Annotated in this window: 19 protein-coding genes; 10 read left to right on the plus strand and 9 right to left on the minus strand. The window is 69.2% G+C overall.

Annotated features, from left to right (window positions below):
* Positions 1-7: 7 nt before the first annotated feature.
* The 3 genes from ACKTT0_RS10005 to dprA form a co-directional block, all read right to left on the minus strand.
* Positions 8-484 (minus strand): hypothetical protein, encoded by a 477-nt coding sequence (locus ACKTT0_RS10005; protein ID WP_407849750.1) that lies wholly within the window; start codon positions 482-484, stop codon positions 8-10.
* A gap of 54 nt (positions 485-538) precedes the next feature.
* The gene (locus ACKTT0_RS10010) at positions 539-1,447 is read right to left on the minus strand and encodes a hydroxymethylglutaryl-CoA lyase (protein WP_407849751.1); all 909 of its coding nucleotides are present in this window, start codon (positions 1,445-1,447) and stop codon (positions 539-541) included.
* A gap of 74 nt (positions 1,448-1,521) precedes the next feature.
* On the minus strand, positions 1,522-2,637 hold the full coding sequence (gene dprA / locus ACKTT0_RS10015) for a DNA-processing protein DprA (protein ID WP_407849753.1): 1,116 nt from the start codon (positions 2,635-2,637) through the stop codon (positions 1,522-1,524).
* Between the two features lie 208 nt (positions 2,638-2,845).
* Between dprA and def the strand changes: the two genes are divergently transcribed.
* Together def and fmt are read left to right on the plus strand one after the other, a co-directional pair.
* On the plus strand, positions 2,846-3,358 hold the full coding sequence (gene def, locus ACKTT0_RS10020) for a peptide deformylase (RefSeq protein WP_407849755.1): 513 nt from the start codon (positions 2,846-2,848) through the stop codon (positions 3,356-3,358).
* A 5-nt stretch (positions 3,359-3,363) separates the two neighbouring features.
* Positions 3,364-4,308, plus strand: a complete 945-nt coding sequence (gene fmt, locus ACKTT0_RS10025; protein WP_407849757.1) for a methionyl-tRNA formyltransferase — start codon at positions 3,364-3,366, stop codon at positions 4,306-4,308.
* Positions 4,309-4,848: 540 nt separating this feature from the next.
* Here the strand turns inward: fmt and ACKTT0_RS10030 are convergent.
* Genes ACKTT0_RS10030 through ACKTT0_RS10045 form a run of 4 tightly spaced genes read right to left on the minus strand, consistent with a single transcriptional unit; the run spans position 4,849 to position 7,328 of the window.
* Complete coding sequence (locus ACKTT0_RS10030; RefSeq protein ID WP_407849759.1) at positions 4,849-5,475, minus strand: pyridoxamine 5'-phosphate oxidase family protein; 627 nt, start codon at positions 5,473-5,475, stop codon at positions 4,849-4,851.
* A gap of 10 nt (positions 5,476-5,485) precedes the next feature.
* Positions 5,486-6,121, minus strand: coding sequence for an HAD hydrolase-like protein (locus ACKTT0_RS10035; protein WP_407849760.1), 636 nt, complete (start codon positions 6,119-6,121; stop codon positions 5,486-5,488).
* Positions 6,118-6,708, minus strand: coding sequence for a hypothetical protein (locus ACKTT0_RS10040; RefSeq protein ID WP_407849761.1), 591 nt, complete (start codon positions 6,706-6,708; stop codon positions 6,118-6,120). Before ACKTT0_RS10040 ends, ACKTT0_RS10035 begins: the two co-directional genes overlap by 4 nt.
* A gap of 32 nt (positions 6,709-6,740) precedes the next feature.
* Positions 6,741-7,328, minus strand: coding sequence for an LOG family protein (locus tag ACKTT0_RS10045; protein ID WP_407849762.1), 588 nt, complete (start codon positions 7,326-7,328; stop codon positions 6,741-6,743).
* A 206-nt stretch (positions 7,329-7,534) separates the two neighbouring features.
* Between ACKTT0_RS10045 and ACKTT0_RS10050 the strand changes: the two genes are divergently transcribed.
* Entirely contained in the window at positions 7,535-8,101 is a 567-nt protein-coding gene (locus ACKTT0_RS10050) for a ferritin-like domain-containing protein (RefSeq protein WP_407849763.1), read from the plus strand.
* Positions 8,102-8,210: 109 nt separating this feature from the next.
* On the opposite strand, the gene rimO is transcribed toward ACKTT0_RS10050, so the two are convergent.
* Positions 8,211-9,527 carry a 30S ribosomal protein S12 methylthiotransferase RimO gene (rimO, locus tag ACKTT0_RS10055; RefSeq protein WP_407849764.1) on the minus strand — a complete coding sequence of 439 codons (1,317 nt, stop codon included), beginning with the start codon at positions 9,525-9,527 and terminating at the stop codon, positions 8,211-8,213.
* 116 nt (positions 9,528-9,643) lie between these two features.
* Entirely contained in the window at positions 9,644-10,270 is a 627-nt protein-coding gene (locus ACKTT0_RS10060; RefSeq protein WP_407849765.1) for a LysE family translocator, read from the minus strand.
* Between the two features lie 106 nt (positions 10,271-10,376).
* Here ACKTT0_RS10060 and rsmB point away from each other — a divergent pair, with 106 nt between their 5' ends.
* The 7 genes from rsmB to ACKTT0_RS10095 all read left to right on the plus strand — a co-directional run bounded on the left by rsmB (position 10,377) and on the right by ACKTT0_RS10095 (position 18,872).
* Complete coding sequence (gene rsmB / locus ACKTT0_RS10065) at positions 10,377-11,732, plus strand: 16S rRNA (cytosine(967)-C(5))-methyltransferase RsmB (RefSeq protein ID WP_407849766.1); 1,356 nt, start codon at positions 10,377-10,379, stop codon at positions 11,730-11,732.
* A gap of 38 nt (positions 11,733-11,770) precedes the next feature.
* Positions 11,771-12,358, plus strand: coding sequence for a DUF4390 domain-containing protein (locus ACKTT0_RS10070; protein ID WP_407849767.1), 588 nt, complete (start codon positions 11,771-11,773; stop codon positions 12,356-12,358).
* Positions 12,355-14,664: a sensor histidine kinase gene (locus ACKTT0_RS10075; RefSeq protein WP_407849768.1), complete on the plus strand. Its 2,310-nt coding sequence runs from the start codon at positions 12,355-12,357 to the stop codon at positions 14,662-14,664. The genes ACKTT0_RS10070 and ACKTT0_RS10075 overlap by 4 nt, the downstream gene beginning before the upstream one ends.
* Before the next feature lie 11 nt (positions 14,665-14,675).
* Positions 14,676-15,371: a response regulator gene (locus ACKTT0_RS10080; protein ID WP_407849769.1), complete on the plus strand. Its 696-nt coding sequence runs from the start codon at positions 14,676-14,678 to the stop codon at positions 15,369-15,371.
* Positions 15,368-16,747, plus strand: coding sequence for a Trk system potassium transporter TrkA (trkA, locus tag ACKTT0_RS10085; RefSeq protein WP_407849770.1), 1,380 nt, complete (start codon positions 15,368-15,370; stop codon positions 16,745-16,747). The genes ACKTT0_RS10080 and trkA overlap by 4 nt, the downstream gene beginning before the upstream one ends.
* Positions 16,748-16,800: 53 nt before the next feature.
* Complete coding sequence (locus ACKTT0_RS10090) at positions 16,801-18,270, plus strand: TrkH family potassium uptake protein (protein WP_407849772.1); 1,470 nt, start codon at positions 16,801-16,803, stop codon at positions 18,268-18,270.
* 134 nt (positions 18,271-18,404) lie between these two features.
* Positions 18,405-18,872, plus strand: coding sequence for a MarR family winged helix-turn-helix transcriptional regulator (locus ACKTT0_RS10095; protein WP_407852409.1), 468 nt, complete (start codon positions 18,405-18,407; stop codon positions 18,870-18,872).
* Positions 18,873-19,000: the final 128 nt, after the last annotated feature.

Genomic DNA, 19,000 nt, shown 5'->3' on the forward strand with positions numbered 1-19,000 from the left:
CGCGGCGCTAGCGCTTGCGCCGGTACAGCAGGGAAATCTTCGCGAAGGCGATCTGCAGTTCCCGCGTGCCGCCCTGGAACACCACCGGGCGGCCGCGCTGGGTGAACACCACCAACCGCTTCGAGAACAGCAGCGGCACGAACTTGGCGAACTGGATTTCCTGCCAGGTCACTTCGCGGCGGGTGATCCAGGTCTGGCGCAGGCCGGCTTCGTCGATGGTGGTGATGGATTTCTGCATGTGCCAGGAGACCAGCACCAGCCCCAGGAAACACAGGATCACGATGGCCGCCAGCACGGTGCTGACCTGGCCGGGCGGCAGCCGGATCGCCGACGAGACGATCTGCACGCCGATGATGGCCAGGATGATCCAGGCCAGGATGCGCACCCAGTCCGGCCAGGCCTGGCCGGTCAGCGGCAGCGGGCCGATTTCGCGCAGCAGGGCGTCGCGTTCTTCCACCGGGGGCGGGGCAAAGAGTGAGGTCATGAGGGGCGGGGTCCGGTGGCGCGGCGCGAAGCGGGCATTCTGGCGTGCCCCGGCTCAGGCGGCGCGCTTGGCGGCGACCGCGTTGCCGGCGCGGCTGCCGCTCTTGCGGTCCAGGTGCGCCGACATCCACTGGCCGATGTCGACCACGGCATCGAAGTCCACGCCCGTATCGATGTCCAGCCCGCGCAGCATGTACAGGACGTCTTCGGTGGCGACGTTGCCGGTGGCGCCCTTGGCGTACGGGCAGCCGCCCAGGCCGGCCACCGAGGTGTGGAAGATGCCGATGCCGGTTTCCAGCGCCGCCAGGATGTTGGCCAGCGCCTGGCCATAAGTGTCGTGGAAATGTCCCGAGACGCGCGCCGGATCGATCACCTGGGTGACCGCCGCCATGACTTCGCGGACCCGCCGCGGCGTGCCCACGCCAATGGTGTCGGCCACGTCGATCTCGTCGCAGCCCAGCGCCACGTAGCGGCGCGCGACGTCCACCACGGCCTCGACCGGCACCTCGCCCTGGTACGGACAGCCCAGCGCGCAACTGATGCTGCCGCGCAGGCGCACCCCGGCCGCGCGCGCGGCCTCGGCCACCGGTTCGAAGCGGGCGATGGATTCGGCGATCGAGCAGTTGATGTTCTTCTGGGAAAACGCCTCGCTGGCCGCGCCGAAGATCACGACCTCGTCCGCCTTGGCGGCCAGCGCGCCTTCCAGGCCCTTCATGTTGGGCGTCAGCACCGAATAGATCACCCCCGGCTTGCGCTGGATGCGGGCCATGACGTCGGCGGCATCGGCCATCTGCGGCACCCACTTGGGGGAAACGAACGAAGTGGCCTCGATATTGGGAAAGCCGGCCGCGGTCAGGCGGTCGACCAGCTCCACTTTGATATCGGTGGCGATGAGGGCTTTTTCGTTCTGCAGGCCGTCGCGGGGCGATACCTCGACGATCTTGGCGCGGGAGGGCAGCGGCATGTCTCTTCCTGTGGCAAGTAATGGCGCGCCGGGCGGCCGGCGCGGGTCGAATATCCCAATAGTAGCCCCGCTGCTTATTTCAGGCGCTGGAAGCGGCCGCCGTCCAGGCGCGCGACGCGGCCGGCCAGTTCCAGCTCGAGCAACTGGGCGTTCAGCGCGGCGATGTCCAGCCCGGTGCGCGCCTGCAGCGCGTCCAGGTGCAGGGGGTCGTAGCCCAGGGCCTGCAGCAGCGGCGTTTCCGGCAGGGGCGGGGCGGCCGCCGCGGTCGCCGTCGCCGGAGCGGCCGGGTCGCTGCCGCCCAGCTCGTCGGTGATGTCCTGTGCCGTCTCGACCAGCTTGGCGCCCTGGCGGATCAGCGCATGGCAGCCGCGCGACAACGGTGAATGGATCGAGCCCGGAATGGCGAACACCTCGCGGCCGCTCTCGCCGGCCAGGCGGGCCGTGATCAGGGAGCCGCTCTGGCGCGCCGCTTCGACCACCAGCACGCCGCGCGCCAGGCCGGCCACCAGCCGGTTGCGGCGCGGAAAGTGGTGCGGCCGCGCGCCCGTGCCCAGCGGCAGTTCGGACACCAGCGCGCCCTGCTCGGCGATGCGGTGCGCCAGGTCGCGGTGCCGGGCGGGGTAGACGCGGTCGATGCCGGTGCCCATGACGGCCACCGTGCCCGCGCCGGCAGGGCCGGCCTGCAGCGCGCCTTCATGGGCGGCGGCGTCGATGCCCAGGGCCAGGCCGCTGACCACGCACCAGCCGTGGCCGGCCAGGTGGCGGGCAAAGGCACGCGCGTTGTCGCAGCCGCCCGGCGTGGCGCTGCGGGCGCCCACCACCGCCAGCGCCCGCGTGGCCAGGCGCGCCGGGTCGCCATTGACGTACAGCAGCAGCGGCGGGTCGGCGGTGGTCAGCAGGCTTTGCGGGTAGGCTGGATCCGACAAGGTCAGGATGTGCCGGCCGGGCTCCGCCACCCATTCCAGGGTGCGGGCGATCTGGTCCTGCACGTCGGACACTGGCGGGGCGGCCAGCTGGCGCGCCAGTTCGTGCGGGACGTGGCGGGCCAGGGCGGCCGCGCCCAGCGCGTAGATCTGTTCCGGCAGCCCGAGCGCAGACAGCAGCGGGTAGGCGTCGGCCGGGCCCAGGCCGGGCTCGAGCGACAGGCGCAGCCAGGCGGACAGTTCGGCTTCGGAGTGCGAAAGCGGCATGGTTCGTGAGAGGGCGGCCGGCAGCCAGAACGCCGGGTGCGCTAGTGTCGCACGGCTCGCGGCCGGCGCCGCGCGCGCCGCGCCAAAAGCGTCCCGGCGACTGTCCGGGCAATGGCCCAATTAGCCGGAATCTATTAGAAATCAAGCTTCTAATGAATTATTATTAATCCATCGCTGAATAATCAGCTCCGACGATTTTGCGTTTGCCATGGCTTTGCTTCCCATTCTTCATTATCCCGACCCGCGCCTGCACAAGAAGGCCGCGCCGGTTGCGGTGGTGGACGACCGCATCCGGAAACTGGTGCGCGACATGGCCGACACCATGTACGAAGCGCCCGGCGTCGGCCTGGCGGCCACGCAGGTCGACGTGCATGAACGCGTAGTCGTCATCGACGTCTCCGAAGCCGGCAACGAGCTGCGCGTGCTGATCAACCCCGAGATCACCTGGAAGAGCGACGAGCGCCAGACCTACGAGGAAGGCTGCCTGTCGGTGCCCGGCATCTATGACGAGGTCGAGCGTGCCGCGCGCATCCGCTACAAGGCGCTGGATATCGACGGCAATCCGTACGAGGCCGAGGCCGACGGCCTGCTGGCGGTGTGCGTACAGCACGAGCTCGATCATCTCGACGGCAAGGTGTTCGTCGAGTACCTGTCCAACCTGAAGCAAAGCCGCATCAAGACCAAGCTCAAGAAGGCCGAGCGCGAAGCGCTGCGCGCCTGAGCCCCATGCGCCTGGTCTTCGCCGGAACGCCGGAATTCGCGCGCGTCGCGCTGGACGCGCTGCTGGCCGCCGGCCACGATATCCCCCTGGTGCTGACGCAGCCTGACCGGCCCGCCGGCCGCGGCCTGAAATTGACGCCCAGCCCGGTCAAGCAGGCCGCCCTGGCCGCCGGCATCGCCGTGGCGCAGCCGCGCAGCCTGCGGCTCGACGGCCGCTACCCCGACGAGGCCGCGCAGGCCCGCGACCAACTGCGGCAAGCCGCGCCCGAGGTGATGGTGGTGGCCGCCTACGGCCTGATCCTGCCAGCCTGGACCCTGGCGCTGCCGGCACACGGCTGCCTGAACATCCATGCCAGCCTGTTGCCGCGCTGGCGCGGCGCGGCGCCCATCCAGCGGGCCATCGAAGGGGGCGACGCCCGCACGGGGGTGACCATCATGCAGATGGACGAGGGCCTGGATACCGGCGACATGCTGCTGGATCGCGAAGTGCCCATCGGCGCCGACGACACTGCCGCCCAGTTGCATGACGCGCTGGCCGCCGCCGGCGGCGAGGCCATTGTCGCCGCCTTGCAGGCGCTGCAGGCCGGCGGCCTGCAGCCGCGCCCGCAGCCGGCCGGCGGCGTGACCTATGCCGCCAAGCTGGACAAGGCCGAGGCGGCGCTCGATTGCTCGCAGCCCGCCGCGCTGCTGGCCCGCCGCGTGCGCGCCTTCAACCCGGCGCCCGGCGCCACCGTGCGCCTGCCCGGCTTGGCCGACCCGGTCAAGGTGTGGCGCGCCCAGGCGCTTGACCAGGCCGTCGCCGAGCCGGCGGGTACCGTATTGCGCGCTGGGGCCGATGGCATCGACCTGGCTACCGGGGAAGGGGTGCTGCGCCTGCTCGAATTGCAAAAGGCCGGTGGGAAGCGGCAGCCCGTGGATGTCTTCGTGCGGGGATGGCAGCCGGCCGGTTGATCGCGGCGCGGCCGGGGGTGTTTGCGTTCTTCCGGCACCGCGTCGTCAACCTCGTCGCTGCGCTCCTTCGGTTTCCCTCGCTCGGCCCCGAGGCGCCCCGCCGCGCCCAGCCCCGCGCCCCGGCTCGCGACAACTCGAATCGACACATCGCCGGGGCGGTCGGGGTTCTGATGCTTCGGCGGCGGCCGCGGTGGAAGGGAAGAAAATCTTGCCGGGCCGGTCATTCAAGCCGCCCTGCGCGGCTTGAATGACCCTTCGCATGGCAGCCGTCGTGAGAGTGGGCGGCCGTCATATTGCAGCGCCTGGTTCACGCTTAATCAGCCAAGCGCTCAGGCGCTTGCCATGCCACCCGCCGCATGCCTAGCCCGAATGCGCCGGACAGGCGCGCAGGGCGCCTGTCCGGCGCGGCCCCGCAAAAATGTTCCCCCCTTCCCCTTGCGCGCCCACGAAGTGCAAGAACCACGATCAGCCCGGCCTCCCACAACGACGCCTATAGAACCCAAACCCCCGCCCCGGACCATCCCCCCGGCACGCACGCAATCAATACAAGGTATCTCGCACTCTCCCCGGCAGCGCCCGGTCATAGGCTTCGCCGTCGATGGTGCCGGCGCTGATGTCGGCCAGGATCCGCCCCGTGCTGGGCAGCCGCGACCGTTCGATCTGCGTGGCCGGGTCCCACAGCGCCGAGCGCACGATGGCGCGCGAACACTGGAAGAACACGGTCTCCACGTGCACCACCAGCACCGAGCGGGGCGGCTTGTCCTGCATGGCGAAGCGCGCCAGCAGGGCCGGGTCGGTGCTGATGCTGGCGTGGCCGTTGACGCGCAGCGTCTCGCCCACGCCCGGCACCAGGAACAGCAGCGCCACGCGCGGATCCGCCAGGATATTGCGCAGCGTATCGATGCGGTTGTTGCCGCGCCGGTCCGGAATGAGCAGGGTCTTGTCGTCGGCCACGGTCACGAAGCCGGCCGGGTCGCCGCGCGGCGAGGCGTCCAGGCCGTCCGGCCCGCTGGTGGCCAGCACCGCGAACGGCGCGGCCTCGATGAAGGCGCGGTAGTGCGGGTGCACATGGTCCACTTCCTTCATGATCGAGGCCTCGCTGGGCTGGCCGTACAGGGCCAGCAAGGCGTCGAGGTCGGCAATGCGATGGGAGTCGTCGATATCCATGGTCCAGGCTCTAGTCAGTGCGTGTCAGGACGGCCGGCAGGTCGGCCACGTGCATGATGATCTCGTCGGGGCCATGGCCGCGCAGCGCGTCCACGTGGTTATAGCCCCAGGCCACGGCGCCCACGCGCACGCCGGCCTTGCGCGCCGCGTCGATGTCGCGCATTTCGTCGCCGACCAGGATGCAGCGCTGGGGCGCCACGCGGTGGCGCGCCAGCAGCCGCTTCAGCTTGGCGGCCTTGCCGAACATGTCGATGCCGCATTCGTAATCGTCGAACAGCTGGCTGGTCTGCGGGCCCAGCGCGCGGCGCACGTTGTCGGGCGAATTCGAGCTGACCACCGCCAGCCGCAGGCCCGCCTCGCGCACGCGCGCCAGCGCCGGCGCGATGCCGTCGAACAGCTGCGGGCCGGGCGCGCCATCGCGCATGAGCTGGCGCACGTGCGCCATGATGGCCGGCATTTTCCACGCCGGGATGCCCAGGTACTTGAGAATGTCGTGGGCGTTGCGGTGGCGCAGTTGCTCCCGCTCGGCGGCGTCCACCTTGCGAAAGCCATAGCGGTCGGCCACTCCGTCCAGCACTGATTCGAACCAGGGCATGGTGTCGGCCAGCGTGCCGTCGAAATCGAATGCCGCCAGGTCGTATTTCAAGCCGTGCCGTCCGCCGGGTAGGCCGTGCGCTCGACCCGGCGGATCCAGTGCATGACGGGCGCCAGCGCCTCGATGGGCGGGGCGCTGGTGACCACGCGCTGCGAGTCCGTCCAGGGGTAGGGCAGCGCGGTCAGCCAGGCGAACACCGCCGGCGCGGTGTCGGCCGGCAGGCTCAGCATGGTCTCGATGGTGATCTCCAGGCGCGTGGCCAGGTGCGGGGCCTGCTGGAACACCCAGTCATAGGTGCCGCAGCCTACCCGCACCTGCCGGGTGCCCTTCTCCGTCATGCCCACGAACCAGTCGCAGGTGTACTCGGACAGGATCGCGTCGTCGCCCGGATGGGCGAGGTAGAAGGTGAATACGTTCTCGTAGGTCTGGCCGAAGGTGCGGACCAGGGCCTCGGTGATCGCGTCCAGGCCCCGCGCCTCGGGCGGGAAGGCAATGGCCTGGGTGCGCAGCGTCATCTTCAGGACTGCGTCCGGCGCGAAGGCGCGCGCCATGAAGAGTGGGCGGTTTTCGTCCTTGGCGCGGAGGTAGTTCCGCATCAAGGACGACGTACTGGCAGGGATGACCGTGGCTGTGGGCATGGCGGGATACGCGATGGACAGGAGGGTTCAGTTCAGTGTTCGCCCGGATCGATCCATTTGGATACGGTGGGCGGCTGGTAAGAAGCGAAACGGTCCAGCAGGGCGCCCGGCTGGCTTTCCACGGCCAGCATGGCGCGGTGTTCGGCGCGCATGAACGATTCCTGCACCGCATGGTCCAGGAAGCCGGCCAGTTGATCGTAATAGCCGGCGATATTGAGCAGGCCGCAGGGCTTCTCGTGCATCCCCAGCTGGGCCCAGGTCCAGGTCTCGAAGATTTCTTCCAGGGTGCCGGCGCCGCCGGGCAGGGCCACGAAGCCGTCGGCCCGCGCCGCCATCATGGTCTTGCGCTCGTGCATGGTCTGCACCACGTGCAGCTCGGTCAGGCCGCGGTGCGCCAGTTCCTTGCGCATCAGCGGCTCGGGGATGATGCCCATGACGCGGCCGCCCTCGGCCAGCACGGCATCGGCCACGATGCCCATGATGCCGACGCTCGCGCCGCCATAGACCAGCCCGATGTCGCGCCGCACCAGTTCGCGCGCCAGTTCGCGCGCGCCATCGGCGTAGTCGGGACGGCTGCCGCCGTTGGAGCCGCAATAAACACAAATGTTCTGTAATTTCATGGTTAGAGAGCGTACACCCGTTACAAATTACATCGCCCGCCACAGGGGCGATCAGTAACTAGTTTACGCAAGTTGCAGATCCTGCCCGGCGCGCCCCAAGCAATGTTTGGACACAGCGTGGGCACGGCCCGGTCGATACACTGGGTTGTCGGCGTCCCATGGGCGCCACCATCGTCTTGCCCTCATCAAAACAAGGAGCCAGCGATATGCAACAAACTACCCAAGCCCAATCGTCATCCCGCAGCGGCGGCGCGTTCGAAGTGGACGTGGCCGGGATTCGCGCCAAGGCCCGCCAGGACATCGAGTCCGGCGCCGTCACCGAGGGCTACCGCGCCGACCGCGAAGCGGTGCTCAAGCTGCTGAACGAGGCCCTGGCCACCGAAGTGGTCTGTGTGCTGCGCTACAAGCGCCACTATTTCATGGCGCGCGGCCTGAACGCCGAGCCGGTGGCCGCTGAGTTCGCCGAGCACGCCGCCGAGGAGCTCGGCCACGCCGACCGCATCGCCGAGCGCATCGTGCAATTGGGCGGCGAGCCCAACCTGTCGCCGGTGGGCCTGCTGGAGCGCAGCCATTCGGAATACGTCGAGGCCAGCAACCTGAAGGACATGATCAAGGAGAACCTCATCGCTGAACGCATCGCCATCGACAGCTACCGGCAGATGGTCGACTACGTGGGCGACAAGGACCCCACCACGCGCCGCCTGCTGGAGGAAATCCTGGCGGTCGAGGAAGAGCACGCCGACGACTTGTCGGATTTCCTGGCCAAGAACTGATGTCGCTGGTGCCAGGCACCCCGCGGGGGCCTGACACCATAGCAAGGCCGCGCAATTTCAGGTGCCAGGCTCCCGCAGGGTGCCTGGCACCGCGCCGCCGGACCCTGCGTCAGTCCGCGTCGCCGTGCAGGTCGTATTCGTCCGCCCCGGTGACGCGCACGCGCACCAGGTCGCCCGGCCGCAGCGCGCGCGCGCTGCTGACGTAGACGTTGCCGTCGATTTCCGGCGCATCGGCGCTGGAGCGCCCGACCGCGCCGTCGGCGTCGACGCTGTCGATCAGCACATCGATGTCGTGGCCCACGCGCGCCTGCAGGCGCGCGGCCGAAATGGCCTGCTGGTGCGCCATGAAGCGGTCCCAGCGTTCCTGCTTGACCTCGTCGGGCACCGCGTCCGGCAGGGCATTGGCGGGCGCGCCGTCCACCGGCGAATACTGGAAACAGCCGACGCGGTCGAGTTGCGCCTCGTTCATCCAGTCCAGCAGGTACTGGAAGTCTTCCTCGGTTTCGCCGGGGAAGCCGACGATGAAGGTGGAGCGCAGCGTCAGGTCGGGGCACTCCTCGCGCCAGCGCTTGATGCGCGCCAGCGTCTTGTCCTCGAAGGCCGGCCGTTTCATGGCTTTCAGGATGCGCGGGCTGGCGTGCTGGAATGGAATGTCCAGGTACGGCAGCACCTTGCCCTGCGCCATCAGCGGAATCACCTCGTCCACGTGCGGGTAGGGGTACACATAGTGCAGGCGCGTCCAGACGCCGAGTTCGGACAAGGCCGTACAGAGCTCGGTCATGCGCGTCCTGACCGGCCGGCCGTGCCAGAAGCCGCTGCGATACTTGATGTCCACGCCGTAGGCGCTGGTGTCCTGCGAGATGACCAGCAGCTCCTTGACGCCCGCCTTCACCAGGCGTTCGGCCTCGTTCAGGACCTCGCCCACCGGCCGGCTGACCAGGTCGCCGCGCATGGACGGGATGATGCAGAAGCTGCAGCGGTGGTTGCAGCCTTCGGAAATTTTCAGGTAGGCGTAGTGGCGCGGCGTGAGCTTGATGCCCTGCGGCGGCACCAGGTCGACATACGGGTTGTGGTCCGCCTTCGGCGGCGCGGCCTGGTGCACCGCGCGCACCACTTCTTCATATTGCTGCGGGCCGGTCACCGCCAGCACGCTGGGATGGACCTCGCGGATCACCGATTCCTCGACGCCCATGCAGCCGGTGACGATCACCTTGCCATTCTCGGCGATGGCTTCGCCGATGGCCTCCAGCGATTCGGCCTTGGCGCTGTCGATGAAGCCGCAGGTGTTGACCACCACCACGTCGGCGTCATCGTATTCGGGCGTGACCTGGTAGCCCTCGGTGCGCAGTTGGGTCAGGATGCGTTCGGAATCGACCAGGGCTTTCGGGCAGCCAAGGCTGACGAAGCCGACTTTGGGGGAAGACATGGAATACCTCGGGGAGCGCGCGGCGCGCGCAGGCGGTCGAAAATTGCGCAATTTTAGCCCACGGCACGGGGCAAACAGGCGATTCTAGCCGCTTCGCGGCGCCCGGGGCGCGCCGTTCAGGCGCCGCCGCGCCGGTACAGCGCCAGCGTGGCCGCCATGGCGATCAGCGCGCCGCCGCACAGGCGGTTGAGCCAGCGCAGCCCGCCGTGTTTCAGCGCCCGCATCATGCGGGCGCCCAGCAGCGCATAGGCCAGCATGGCGGCCAGGTTGAGTACGGCCAGCACGGCCGCCAGCGCCAGGTACTGGGGCAGCAGCGGCGCGGCCGGGTCGATGAACTGCGGCAGGAAGGCGGACATGAACAGCAGCGCCTTGGGGTTGGTGATGGCGACCAGGAAGCTGCGCAGGAACAGTTGCCGCGCGCCGGGCGCGTCGGGGGGCTCGGCCGCCAGCACGGCCGGCGCGTCGGTGCGCAGCAGGCGCCAGCCGAGGTAGGCCAGATAGGCGGCGCCGGCCCACTTGAGGGCCTGGAAGGCAACTTCCGAGGCCGCCAGCAGCACCCCCAGCCCCGATGCCACGATGGCGACCAGGATCATGTCGGCCAGCACGGCTCCCGCCATGCCCCAGGCGGCGGCGCGCACGCCATGGCGCGAGCCGTTGCTCATGGCGAGCAGCACGGTCGGGCCCGGCGTGGCGATGGTGATGCCGGAGGCCAGGGCGAACAGCAGCAGGGTGGCGAGAGTCATGGCGGCGGCAGGCGCGGCGGGGGCGGAGAAGGGCAAGTGTGGACCGCGGCGCCGGATTCGTCCAGCCAGCGGCTACCATAGCGGGGTTGCTTCTCGTGTGTCATCCATGTCTGCGCATTCCGATTCCCCTGATCCGCCATCGCCGCGTCCGGCCCTGGCAGCCGTCTTGCTGGCCGCCGCCGGCGCCGTGCGCGCCGTGCGCGACGGCCGTTCGCTGACCGACGCCCTGGCCGGGGTGGCCCCGGACTTGCGGCCGGCCGTGCAGGCGGTGTCGTTCCATGCCATGCGCTACCTGGGCTGGGCCGACGCCATCGCGGCCAGCCTGGTGCAGCGTTCGCCCGGGGCCATGTTCGACGCGCTGCTGCGGGTGGCGCTGACGCTGCTGAAGGCGCCGGCCGCCGCGCCGGCGCCGGAAGACGCGATTCCCGGCATGCCCGTCTATGCGCCGCACACGGTGGTGAACCAGGCCGTCACGGCCGCCGCCGGCCAGCGCGGCCTGTCGGCCTACAAGGGCCTGCTCAATGCCAGCCTGCGCCGCTTCCTGCGCGAACGCGACGCCCTGGAGGCCGCCGTGGCCGACCGTCCGGAGGCGCGCTGGCATCACCCCGGCTGGTGGGTGCGGGAACTGGAAAAAGCCTACCCGGCGCTGTGGCGCGACATCGTGGCGGCCGCCAACCTGCCGGCGCCCTTGACCCTGCGGGTGAACCGGCGCCGCGCCGGTCGCGACCAGGTGCGCGACGCGCTGGGCACGGCCGGCATCGAGGCCGAACCCGCCGGCCCGGCCGGCCTGGTGCTGGCGCAGGCCCGGCCGGTGACGCAACTGCCCGGCTTCGCCGAGGGCTGGTGGTCGGTGCAGGATGCCGGCGCGCAACTGGCCGCGCCGCTGCTCGGGGTGCGCGACGGCGAGCGCGTGCTCGACGCCTGCGCGGCGCCCGGCGGCAAGACGGCGCACCTGCTGGAGCTGGCCGACATCGACCTGCTGGCGCTGGATGCCGACGCCGGGCGGCTGCAGCGCGTGGCGCAGAACCTCGACCGGCTGGGGCTGCGCTCGGACCGCGTCGCGCTGGCCGCAGCCGATGCCGCCGACCCGGACGCCTGGTGGGATGGCCGGCCTTTCGACGCGGTGCTGGCCGACGTGCCTTGCACCGCATCGGGCATCGTGCGCCGCCATCCGGATATCCGCTGGCTGCGGCGCGCGCCCGACGTGGCCCGCACCGCCGCGCTGCAGGCGCGCATCGTCGATGCGCTGTGGCGCACGGTCGCGCCGGGCGGCCGCCTGCTATATGTGACGTGTTCGGTGTTTCCCGCCGAGGGCGCCGACCAGGCCGCCGGCTTCCTGCGGCGCCACCCCGATGCCCGGCGCCTGGACGCGCCCGGCCAGCTGCTGCCTGTTGCCATCGATGCAACACCGCGGGTCCAGCACGACGGATTTTTCTATGCGCTGTTTGCCAAGCAGTCCTGAATCGCCAAGAATACCCGGATGAAGTCGTTGGATGCCGAATGTCGATGATCTCTCGCCTATGTTGCGCGCTATTGCTGGTATTTGCCCTGTTCCCGCTCGGGCCGGGGGGGCTGGCGCACGCCGATGAGGCACGCGTCACGCGCATCGAGCCGGGCATCCGCGACGGCAGCCTCGAGATCAGCGCCGACATCGATTTCCCGCTCAACGACCAGTTGCGCGACGCCGCCGAACGCGGCCTGCCGCTGTATTTCACCGCCGACATCACCATCACCCGCGCCCGCTGGTGGTGGTTCGACGAAACCGTGGTCGACACCAGCATGACCTGGCGCGTGGTCTACAACGCCCTGACGCGCCAGTGGCGCGCCGGCAGCGGCGAGCTGTCGCTGCCGGTATCGTCGCTCGACGAGGCCATGGACATGGTGCGCCACATCCGCAACTGGGCGCTGGTCGGCGCGGACGAGCTCGACTACGGCGTGCCCTACAGCGGCCAGCTGCGCCTGCGGCTCGACACCTCGCAACTGGCCCGGCCGTTCCAGGTCAACGCGCTCAACAGCAGTTCGTGGTCGCTGGCCACCCCCTGGACCGATTTCTCGTTCTCGCTGGCCGAGCCCCGGGATCCATCATGAGACTCCTGCTACGCCTGGCTCTGATCATCGGGGCGGTCAGCGGGCTGGCGCTGCTGGGCCTGCTGGCCTGGTCCACCGGCAACGCCTCGCGCTTCGCCCGCTATTACGACACTCTGCTGATCCTCAACGGCATCTTCGCGCTGGCCCTGTTCGTCTGGGTGGTGGCGCTGACCACGCGGCTGGTGCGGCAGATCCGCCGCCGCCAGTTCGGCGCCCGCATGACGGCCCGCTTCGCGCTGGCGTTCGCCCTCATCGGCGTGGTGCCGGGGGCGCTGATCTACACCGTGTCGGTGCAATTCATGTCGCGCTCGATCGAGTCCTGGTTCAACGTGCGGGTCGACAGCGCGCTCGAATCGGGCCTGAATCTCGGCCGCGCCGCGCTCGACTCGCTGCTGGCCGACATGGACGCCAAGGCCCGCGCCATGGCCTCCGAGCTCAACAACGCCGCCGACCGCGACATCCCCCTGGCGCTGACGCGGCTGCGCGAGTCCAGCGGCGTCCAGGAGGTCATGGTCTTCACGGGCAGCGGCCGGCTGGTGGCGTTCTCCACCGACCAGTACGGCCAGCTGCTGCCCGAAATGCCGCCGCCCGCCGTGCTCAACCAGCTGCGCCTGGGGCGGGGCTACTCGGGCGCCGAAGCCGAAGAGTCCGGCCCGCAGGGCGGCCAGGACCGCCTGCTGCTGCGCGTGGTCATCCCGCTGGGCGCGCCGGCGCGCTTCGACAGCCTCTTGTCCTCGCCTTCCGAGCCGCGCTGGCTGCAACTGGTGCAGCCGGTGCCCGAGCAGATCGCCGACAACGCCAACCAGGTGCAGCAGGGCTTCCGCGACTACCAGGAACTGGCCTTGTCGCGGCTGGGCCTGCGCAAGCTGTACGGCATCACCCTGACGCTGGCGCTGCTGCTGGCGGTGTTCGCGGCCATCGCCGTGGCCCTGTCGCTGTCCAAGCGGCTGGTGCGGCCGCTGCTGCGCCTGGCGGCCGGGACGCAGGCGGTGGGGGTGGGCGACTACCGTCCGCTGCCCGAACCGCCCGAGCGCGACGAGGTCGGTCAATTGACGCGCTCGTTCAACGCCATGACGCGCCAGCTGGACGAGGCCCGCCACATGGTGGAAAGCAATCGCCGCCAGCTCGAGCGTTCCAATGTGTACCTGGAAAGCGTGCTGTCGAACCTGTCGTCCGGCGTGCTGGTGTTCGACGAAGGGTTCCGCGTCACCATGGTGAACCAGGGGGCGCAATCCATTTTGCAGGCCGACCTGCGTTCGGTCATCGGGCGGCCGCTGGAAACCGTCGACGGCCTGCTGGAATTCACCCAGGTCGTGCGGCAGGCCTTCGCGCAGCACGCCGCGGTCGGGTCCGAGCGCCTGCACTGGCAGCAGCAGTTCGAGATCGTCCTCGCCGGCGACGAGCCGCCGCAGCCGCTGACCCTGCTGGCGCGCGGCACCCACTTGCGGGTCGACGGGCGCGGCAACGGCTACCTGGTGGTGTTCGACGACATCTCCGAGGTCATCTCGGCCAACCGCACCGTGGCCTGGGGCGAAGTCGCGCGCCGCCTGGCGCACGAGATCAAGAACCCGCTCACGCCCATCCAGCTCTCGGCCGAGCGCCTGGCCATGAAGCTGGCCGACCGCCTTGCGCCGGCGGACCGGCAGATGCTCGAGCGCGCCACCAACACCATCGTCAACCAGGTGGGCTCGCTCAAGCAGATGGTCGACGACTTCCGCGAGTATGCCCGCACCCCGCCGGCCGTGATGCAGTCCATCGACTTCAACGCCCTGGTGGCCGACGTCCTGGCCCTGTACGGCTGGGAGCCGGGCGAGGGCGGCGCGGCACGCGCCGGCGCGCCGGCGCTGAACCTCGATGTCGAGCTGGAGCCGGGCCTGCCCTGGATCGAGGGCGATCCCACCCAGTTGCGGCAGGTCATCCACAACCTGCTGTCGAACGCCCGCGATGCGGTCGCCGAGCAGGGCGGCCAGGGGCGCGTGCGCGTCACCACGCAACTGATGCGCGGGCCCGACGACGAAGCGGCCGCGCAGCCCGCGGTCCGATTCACCGTCGCCGACACCGGCCAGGGCTTCTCGCAGAAGGTCATGCAGCGGGCCTTCGAGCCCTACGTGACCACCAAGGCCCATGGGACTGGGTTAGGATTGGCAATTGTGCGCAAAATCATCGAAGAACATGGCGGCAGGATCGATCTTGCCAATCGCAAGGAAGGTGGGGCGCGGGTCTCGATACTGCTGACCCGCCTGGCGCCGAAAGCCGGCGCTATGGACGCGACTGCGCAAGAAAAGGATAATGCGGCTACGCAATAGGTGGATGGTTTATGGCCAGAATTCTGGTGGTTGACGACGAAGTCGGCATTCGCGAACTCCTGTCCGAGATTCTTTACGATGAAGGACACACGGTCGAGCTGGCCGAAAATGCCGCGCAGGCCCGCGCCGCGCGCCTGCGCACGCGCCCCGATCTGGTGCTGCTGGACATCTGGATGCCGGACACCGACGGCGTCAGCCTGCTCAAGGAATGGGGCTCGCAAGGCCTGCTCGACATGCCCGTCATCATGATGAGCGGCCACGCCACCATCGATACCGCCGTCGAGGCCACGCGCATCGGCGCCATGGACTTCCTCGAGAAGCCCATCACCCTGCAGCGCCTGCTCAAGACCATCGCCGCCGGCCTGGCGCGCGGCCGGGCCCCGAATCCGCTGCCCGCCGCGGCGCCGCTGGCGCCGGTGGCGCCGGTCGTGGCGCTCGAGGACGAGCTCGACGCGCCCGTGGCCATGCCCGCGGCGCCCGCGGCCCAAGCCGCCCCGCTCGCCAGCGGCCGGCTCGGCTCCATCGCCCTCGACCAGCCCCTGCGCGAGGCGCGCGACGAGTTCGAACGCATCTATTTCGAATACCACCTGGCGCGCGAGAACCACAGCATGACCCGCGTATCCGAGCGCACCGGGCTGGAACGCACCCACCTGTACCGCAAGCTCAAGCAGCTGGGCATCGAATCCGCGCGCAAGCGAGGCACATGAAAATCCTCATCATGGGGGCCGGTCGCGTCGGCACCAGCCTGGCCGAAAACCTGGTGTCCGAGCAGAACGACATTACCGTCATCGACACGAACGTCGATCACCTGCGCTACCTGCAAGACCGCTTCGACCTGCGCGTTGTGCACGGCGACGGCACCCAGGTGGCCGTGCTGGAATCCGCCGGGGCGGCCGACGCCGACCTGTTCATCGCCTGTTCGGCCTCCGACGCGGCCAACATGGTGGGCTGCAAGATCGCGCGGCAGCTGTTCAATGTGCCGCGGCGCATCGCCCGCATCCGCATGCCCGATTTCGCCGAGCATCCCGAGCTGATGGGCGAGGAAGGCTTCTGCATCGACGCCCTGATCAGCCCCGAGCGCAGCGTCACCACCTACCTGCACAGCCTGATCGAATTCCCCGAGGCCCTGCAGGTGGTCGAGTTCGCCGACGGGCGCATCAGCGTGCTCACGGTGCGCGTGGGCCACGGCAGCCCCATGGCCCACCATCCCGTGGCGCAGCTGCGCGAAGTGTGGCCCGACGTGTCCGCGCGCGTGGTCGACGTGGTGCGCGACGGCCGGCCCCTGCAGGCCGACCGGGGCACCGTCATCGCGCCGGGCGACGAAGTGGTGCTGGTGGTCGACACCCGCCATGCGCGGCGCGCCGTGCGCCAGTTGCGCGAAGCCGAGAAGTCCGTGCGCCGCGTCATGATCGCCGGCGGCGGCAATATCGGCCTGCGCCTGGCCCGCCAGCTGGCCGAGGAAGGCTACAGCGTGCGCATCATCGAGCGCGACCCCAAGCGCTGCGAATACCTGGTCGCCGAGCTGCCCAGCAACGTGCTGGTCCTGAACGGCAACGGCACCGACGAAGAACTGCTCGAGCGCGAGAACATCGAGGACATGGACACCTGGCTGGCCCTGACCAGCGACGACGAGGACAACATCATGTCGTCGCTGCTGGCCAAGCGGCTGGGCGCCCGCAAGGTGATCGCGCTGATCAACCGGCAGGCCTACGGCGAGCTGATGCAGGGCAGCCACATCGACATTGCCGTGTCGCCCTCGCAGGCCACCATGAGCGAACTGCTGCGCCATGTGCGCCGCGGCGACATCGCCGCCGTGCATCGCCTGCGGCAGGGCGTGGCCGAGGCCATCGAGGCCGTGGCGCACGGCGACCGCAGCAATTCCAAGGTGGTGGGCCGGGCGGTCGGCGCCATCCGCCTGCCCCGGGGCGCCAGCATCGGCGCGCTGGCGCGCGGCGACGAGATCATCATGCCGGACGACGACACCGTCATCCAGACCGACGACCATGTCATCGTGTTCGTGCCGTCGCGCCAGATGATGCCGCGCGTGGAAAAGCTGTTCCAGGTGTCGGCCTCCTTCTTCTGACCGCGGACGGACCCACCCATGCGCCATACGGCCACGCACGCTGAGCGGATCGCATGAAGCGCTTGCTGGCGACCTTCTACGTGGCCGGCCTGACCATGGTCGTGTTCTCGCTCACCATGCTGCTGCCGCTGCTGGTGGCGTATATCGGCGGCGACGGCGGCTTTACCGCGTTCCTCGACGGCTTCCTGCTGGCCTTCGGCGGCGGGGCGGCGGTCTGGGCGGTAACGCGGCGCTGCCGCAGCGAGCTGCACGCGCGCGACGGCTTCCTGCTGGTGTCGGTGGTATGGGCCGTGCTGCCGCTGCTGGCGGCCATCCCGCTGCTGATCTATTTCGACCGGGCCGGCCTGCCGCTGTCGTTCACCGACGCGTATTTCGAGGCCATGTCCGGCCTGACCACCACCGGCGGCACCGTGCTGACCGGCCTGGACCGGCTGCCGTCGTCCATCAACCTGTGGCGCGCCACGCTGGTCTGGATCGGCGGCCTGGGCATCCTGGTGCTGGCGGTCGCGATCATGCCGCTGCTGGGCGTGGGAGGGCACCAGGTGGTGCGCGCCGAGACCCCCGGCCCCATGAAAGACGAGCGCCTGACGCCGCGCATCGCCAGCACCGCCAAGGCCCTGTACGGCGTCTATTTCGGCATGTCGCTGCTGTGCCTGGTGGCCTATCGCGGCGTCGGGCTGTCATGGTTCGACGCCTGGTGCCATACCGCTACAACCATGGGGCTGGGCGGCTTCTCCACGCGCGACGAAGGCTTCGCCTATTTCGATTCGGTGCCGGTGGAACTGGTCGCCATGTTTTTCATGACACTGGCCGGCATCAATTTCGCCACCCATTTCAGCGCGCTGCGCCAGGGGCGCATTCGCGCCTACCTGCTCTGCCCGCAGACCATTCCCTACCTGGTCATCATGCTGGGCGCCGGCGTGGTGATCTCGGCGTACCTGTATTTCCGCGGCATCTACGACGAGCCGCTGGAAGCCCTGCGCTACGGCATGTTCAACACCATCTCGGTGGCTACCACCACCGGTTTCGCCAATGTCGACTACGCCACCTGGCCCCTGGTCGCGCCGCTGACCATGCTGCTGCTGTCGGGTTTCGTGACTTCGGCCGGCTCGACCGGCGGCGGCATCAAGATGATCCGCGCGGTGCTGCTGGTCAAGCAGGCCCGCAATGAACTGGTCACCATGCTGCATCCGCAGGCGGTCAGCCCCATCCGCATGGGCGGGCGGCTGGTGGACCCGCGCGTCATGGCCTCGGTGCTGGCTTTCATGGTGGCCTATGGCCTGTCGATCGGGGTGCTCACCAGCCTGCTGCTGGTGTCGGGCCTGGAGCCCGTCACCGCCTTTTCGGCGGTCATCGCCAGCATCAACAATACCGGCCCAGGCCTGGGGCCGGTGGGCCCGATGGGCAACTTCGCGGTGCTGACCGACTTCCAGACCTGGGTCTGCACCTTCGCGATGCTGATCGGCCGGCTGGAACTCTTGACCGTAATGGTGTTGTTCACGCCGATGTTCTGGCGAAAATAGCCTGTAAAGTCCACTTGATGGCGGTGGTGTAATATTCAGTGTACTAACAATATAAGGCTACGTCTTCCATGCCGGAACGAGACAACCAGGCAAGCAAAAAGGCGCGCGGCGCTTCCCGGCCTTCCGAAAGCACGGTGTTCGACCCGGCCAAGCAGGTGCTCTGGTCGCGTCCCGGCTACCTGGTGCGCCGGCTGAACCAGATCCACTACGCACTGTTCTATGAAGAGTGCAAGACCCAGAACGTCACCCCCGTGCAATACGGGGTGCTGACCGCGCTGTCGCTCAGCCCCTGGCTGGACCAGACCGCCATCGGCATGGAGCTCGGGCTGGACCGCACCACCACGGCCGACGTGATCAAGCGCCTGCAGGAACGCGGCCTGGTCGAGCGCCGCGTCAATCCCAACGACAAGCGGTCGCGCCAGGCGGTGATCACCCAGGAAGGCCTGCGCATCATGGGCCTGCTGCAGGGCGGCATGGCGCGCGCCCAGCAGCGCCTGCTCGAGCCCCTGACGCCGCGCAACCGCGAAATCTTCATGAAACTGCTGTCCACGCTGGTCGAGGCCAATAACCAGTACAGCCGGACGGCCCTGAAGACGTTCTGAAGCCGTCCTGCGCCGCTTTTCCCGCTGGCCGCCTTCGTCCTCTTCCCACCCGCGGCCCGGAAAGGGGCGGGATAACCCTGTGCGCGATCGCCCAAAATCCTCTTTTATTTGTCAGTATGCTGAGTATA

The sequence above is a fragment of the Bordetella saccharivorans genome (assembly GCF_045862855.1).
In the GTDB taxonomy this organism is placed as follows: domain Bacteria; phylum Pseudomonadota; class Gammaproteobacteria; order Burkholderiales; family Burkholderiaceae_B; genus Bordetella_A; species Bordetella_A petrii_F.

Bases quoted from the DNA above. Each gene is read 5' to 3' on its own strand.
- ACKTT0_RS10010 (WP_407849751.1), bottom strand. From the start codon at position 1,447: ATGCCGCTGCCCTCCCGCGCCAAGATCGTCGAGGTATCGCCCCGCGAC.
- ACKTT0_RS10080 (WP_407849769.1), top strand. From the start codon at position 14,676: ATGGCCAGAATTCTGGTGGTTGACGACGAAGTCGGCATTCGCGAACTC.
- ACKTT0_RS10070 (WP_407849767.1), top strand. From the start codon at position 11,771: ATGTCGATGATCTCTCGCCTATGTTGCGCGCTATTGCTGGTATTTGCC.
- ACKTT0_RS10045 (WP_407849762.1), bottom strand. From the start codon at position 7,328: ATGAAATTACAGAACATTTGTGTTTATTGCGGCTCCAACGGCGGCAGC.
- rimO (WP_407849764.1), bottom strand. From the start codon at position 9,527: ATGTCTTCCCCCAAAGTCGGCTTCGTCAGCCTTGGCTGCCCGAAAGCC.
- ACKTT0_RS10090 (WP_407849772.1), top strand. From the start codon at position 16,801: ATGAAGCGCTTGCTGGCGACCTTCTACGTGGCCGGCCTGACCATGGTC.
- ACKTT0_RS10030 (WP_407849759.1), bottom strand. From the start codon at position 5,475: ATGGATATCGACGACTCCCATCGCATTGCCGACCTCGACGCCTTGCTG.
- fmt (WP_407849757.1), top strand. From the start codon at position 3,364: ATGCGCCTGGTCTTCGCCGGAACGCCGGAATTCGCGCGCGTCGCGCTG.
- rsmB (WP_407849766.1), top strand. From the start codon at position 10,377: ATGTCTGCGCATTCCGATTCCCCTGATCCGCCATCGCCGCGTCCGGCC.
- ACKTT0_RS10050 (WP_407849763.1), top strand. From the start codon at position 7,535: ATGCAACAAACTACCCAAGCCCAATCGTCATCCCGCAGCGGCGGCGCG.
- ACKTT0_RS10005 (WP_407849750.1), bottom strand. From the start codon at position 484: ATGACCTCACTCTTTGCCCCGCCCCCGGTGGAAGAACGCGACGCCCTG.
- ACKTT0_RS10075 (WP_407849768.1), top strand. From the start codon at position 12,355: ATGAGACTCCTGCTACGCCTGGCTCTGATCATCGGGGCGGTCAGCGGG.
- ACKTT0_RS10060 (WP_407849765.1), bottom strand. From the start codon at position 10,270: ATGACTCTCGCCACCCTGCTGCTGTTCGCCCTGGCCTCCGGCATCACC.
- trkA (WP_407849770.1), top strand. From the start codon at position 15,368: ATGAAAATCCTCATCATGGGGGCCGGTCGCGTCGGCACCAGCCTGGCC.
- def (WP_407849755.1), top strand. From the start codon at position 2,846: ATGGCTTTGCTTCCCATTCTTCATTATCCCGACCCGCGCCTGCACAAG.
- ACKTT0_RS10040 (WP_407849761.1), bottom strand. From the start codon at position 6,708: ATGCCCACAGCCACGGTCATCCCTGCCAGTACGTCGTCCTTGATGCGG.
- dprA (WP_407849753.1), bottom strand. From the start codon at position 2,637: ATGCCGCTTTCGCACTCCGAAGCCGAACTGTCCGCCTGGCTGCGCCTG.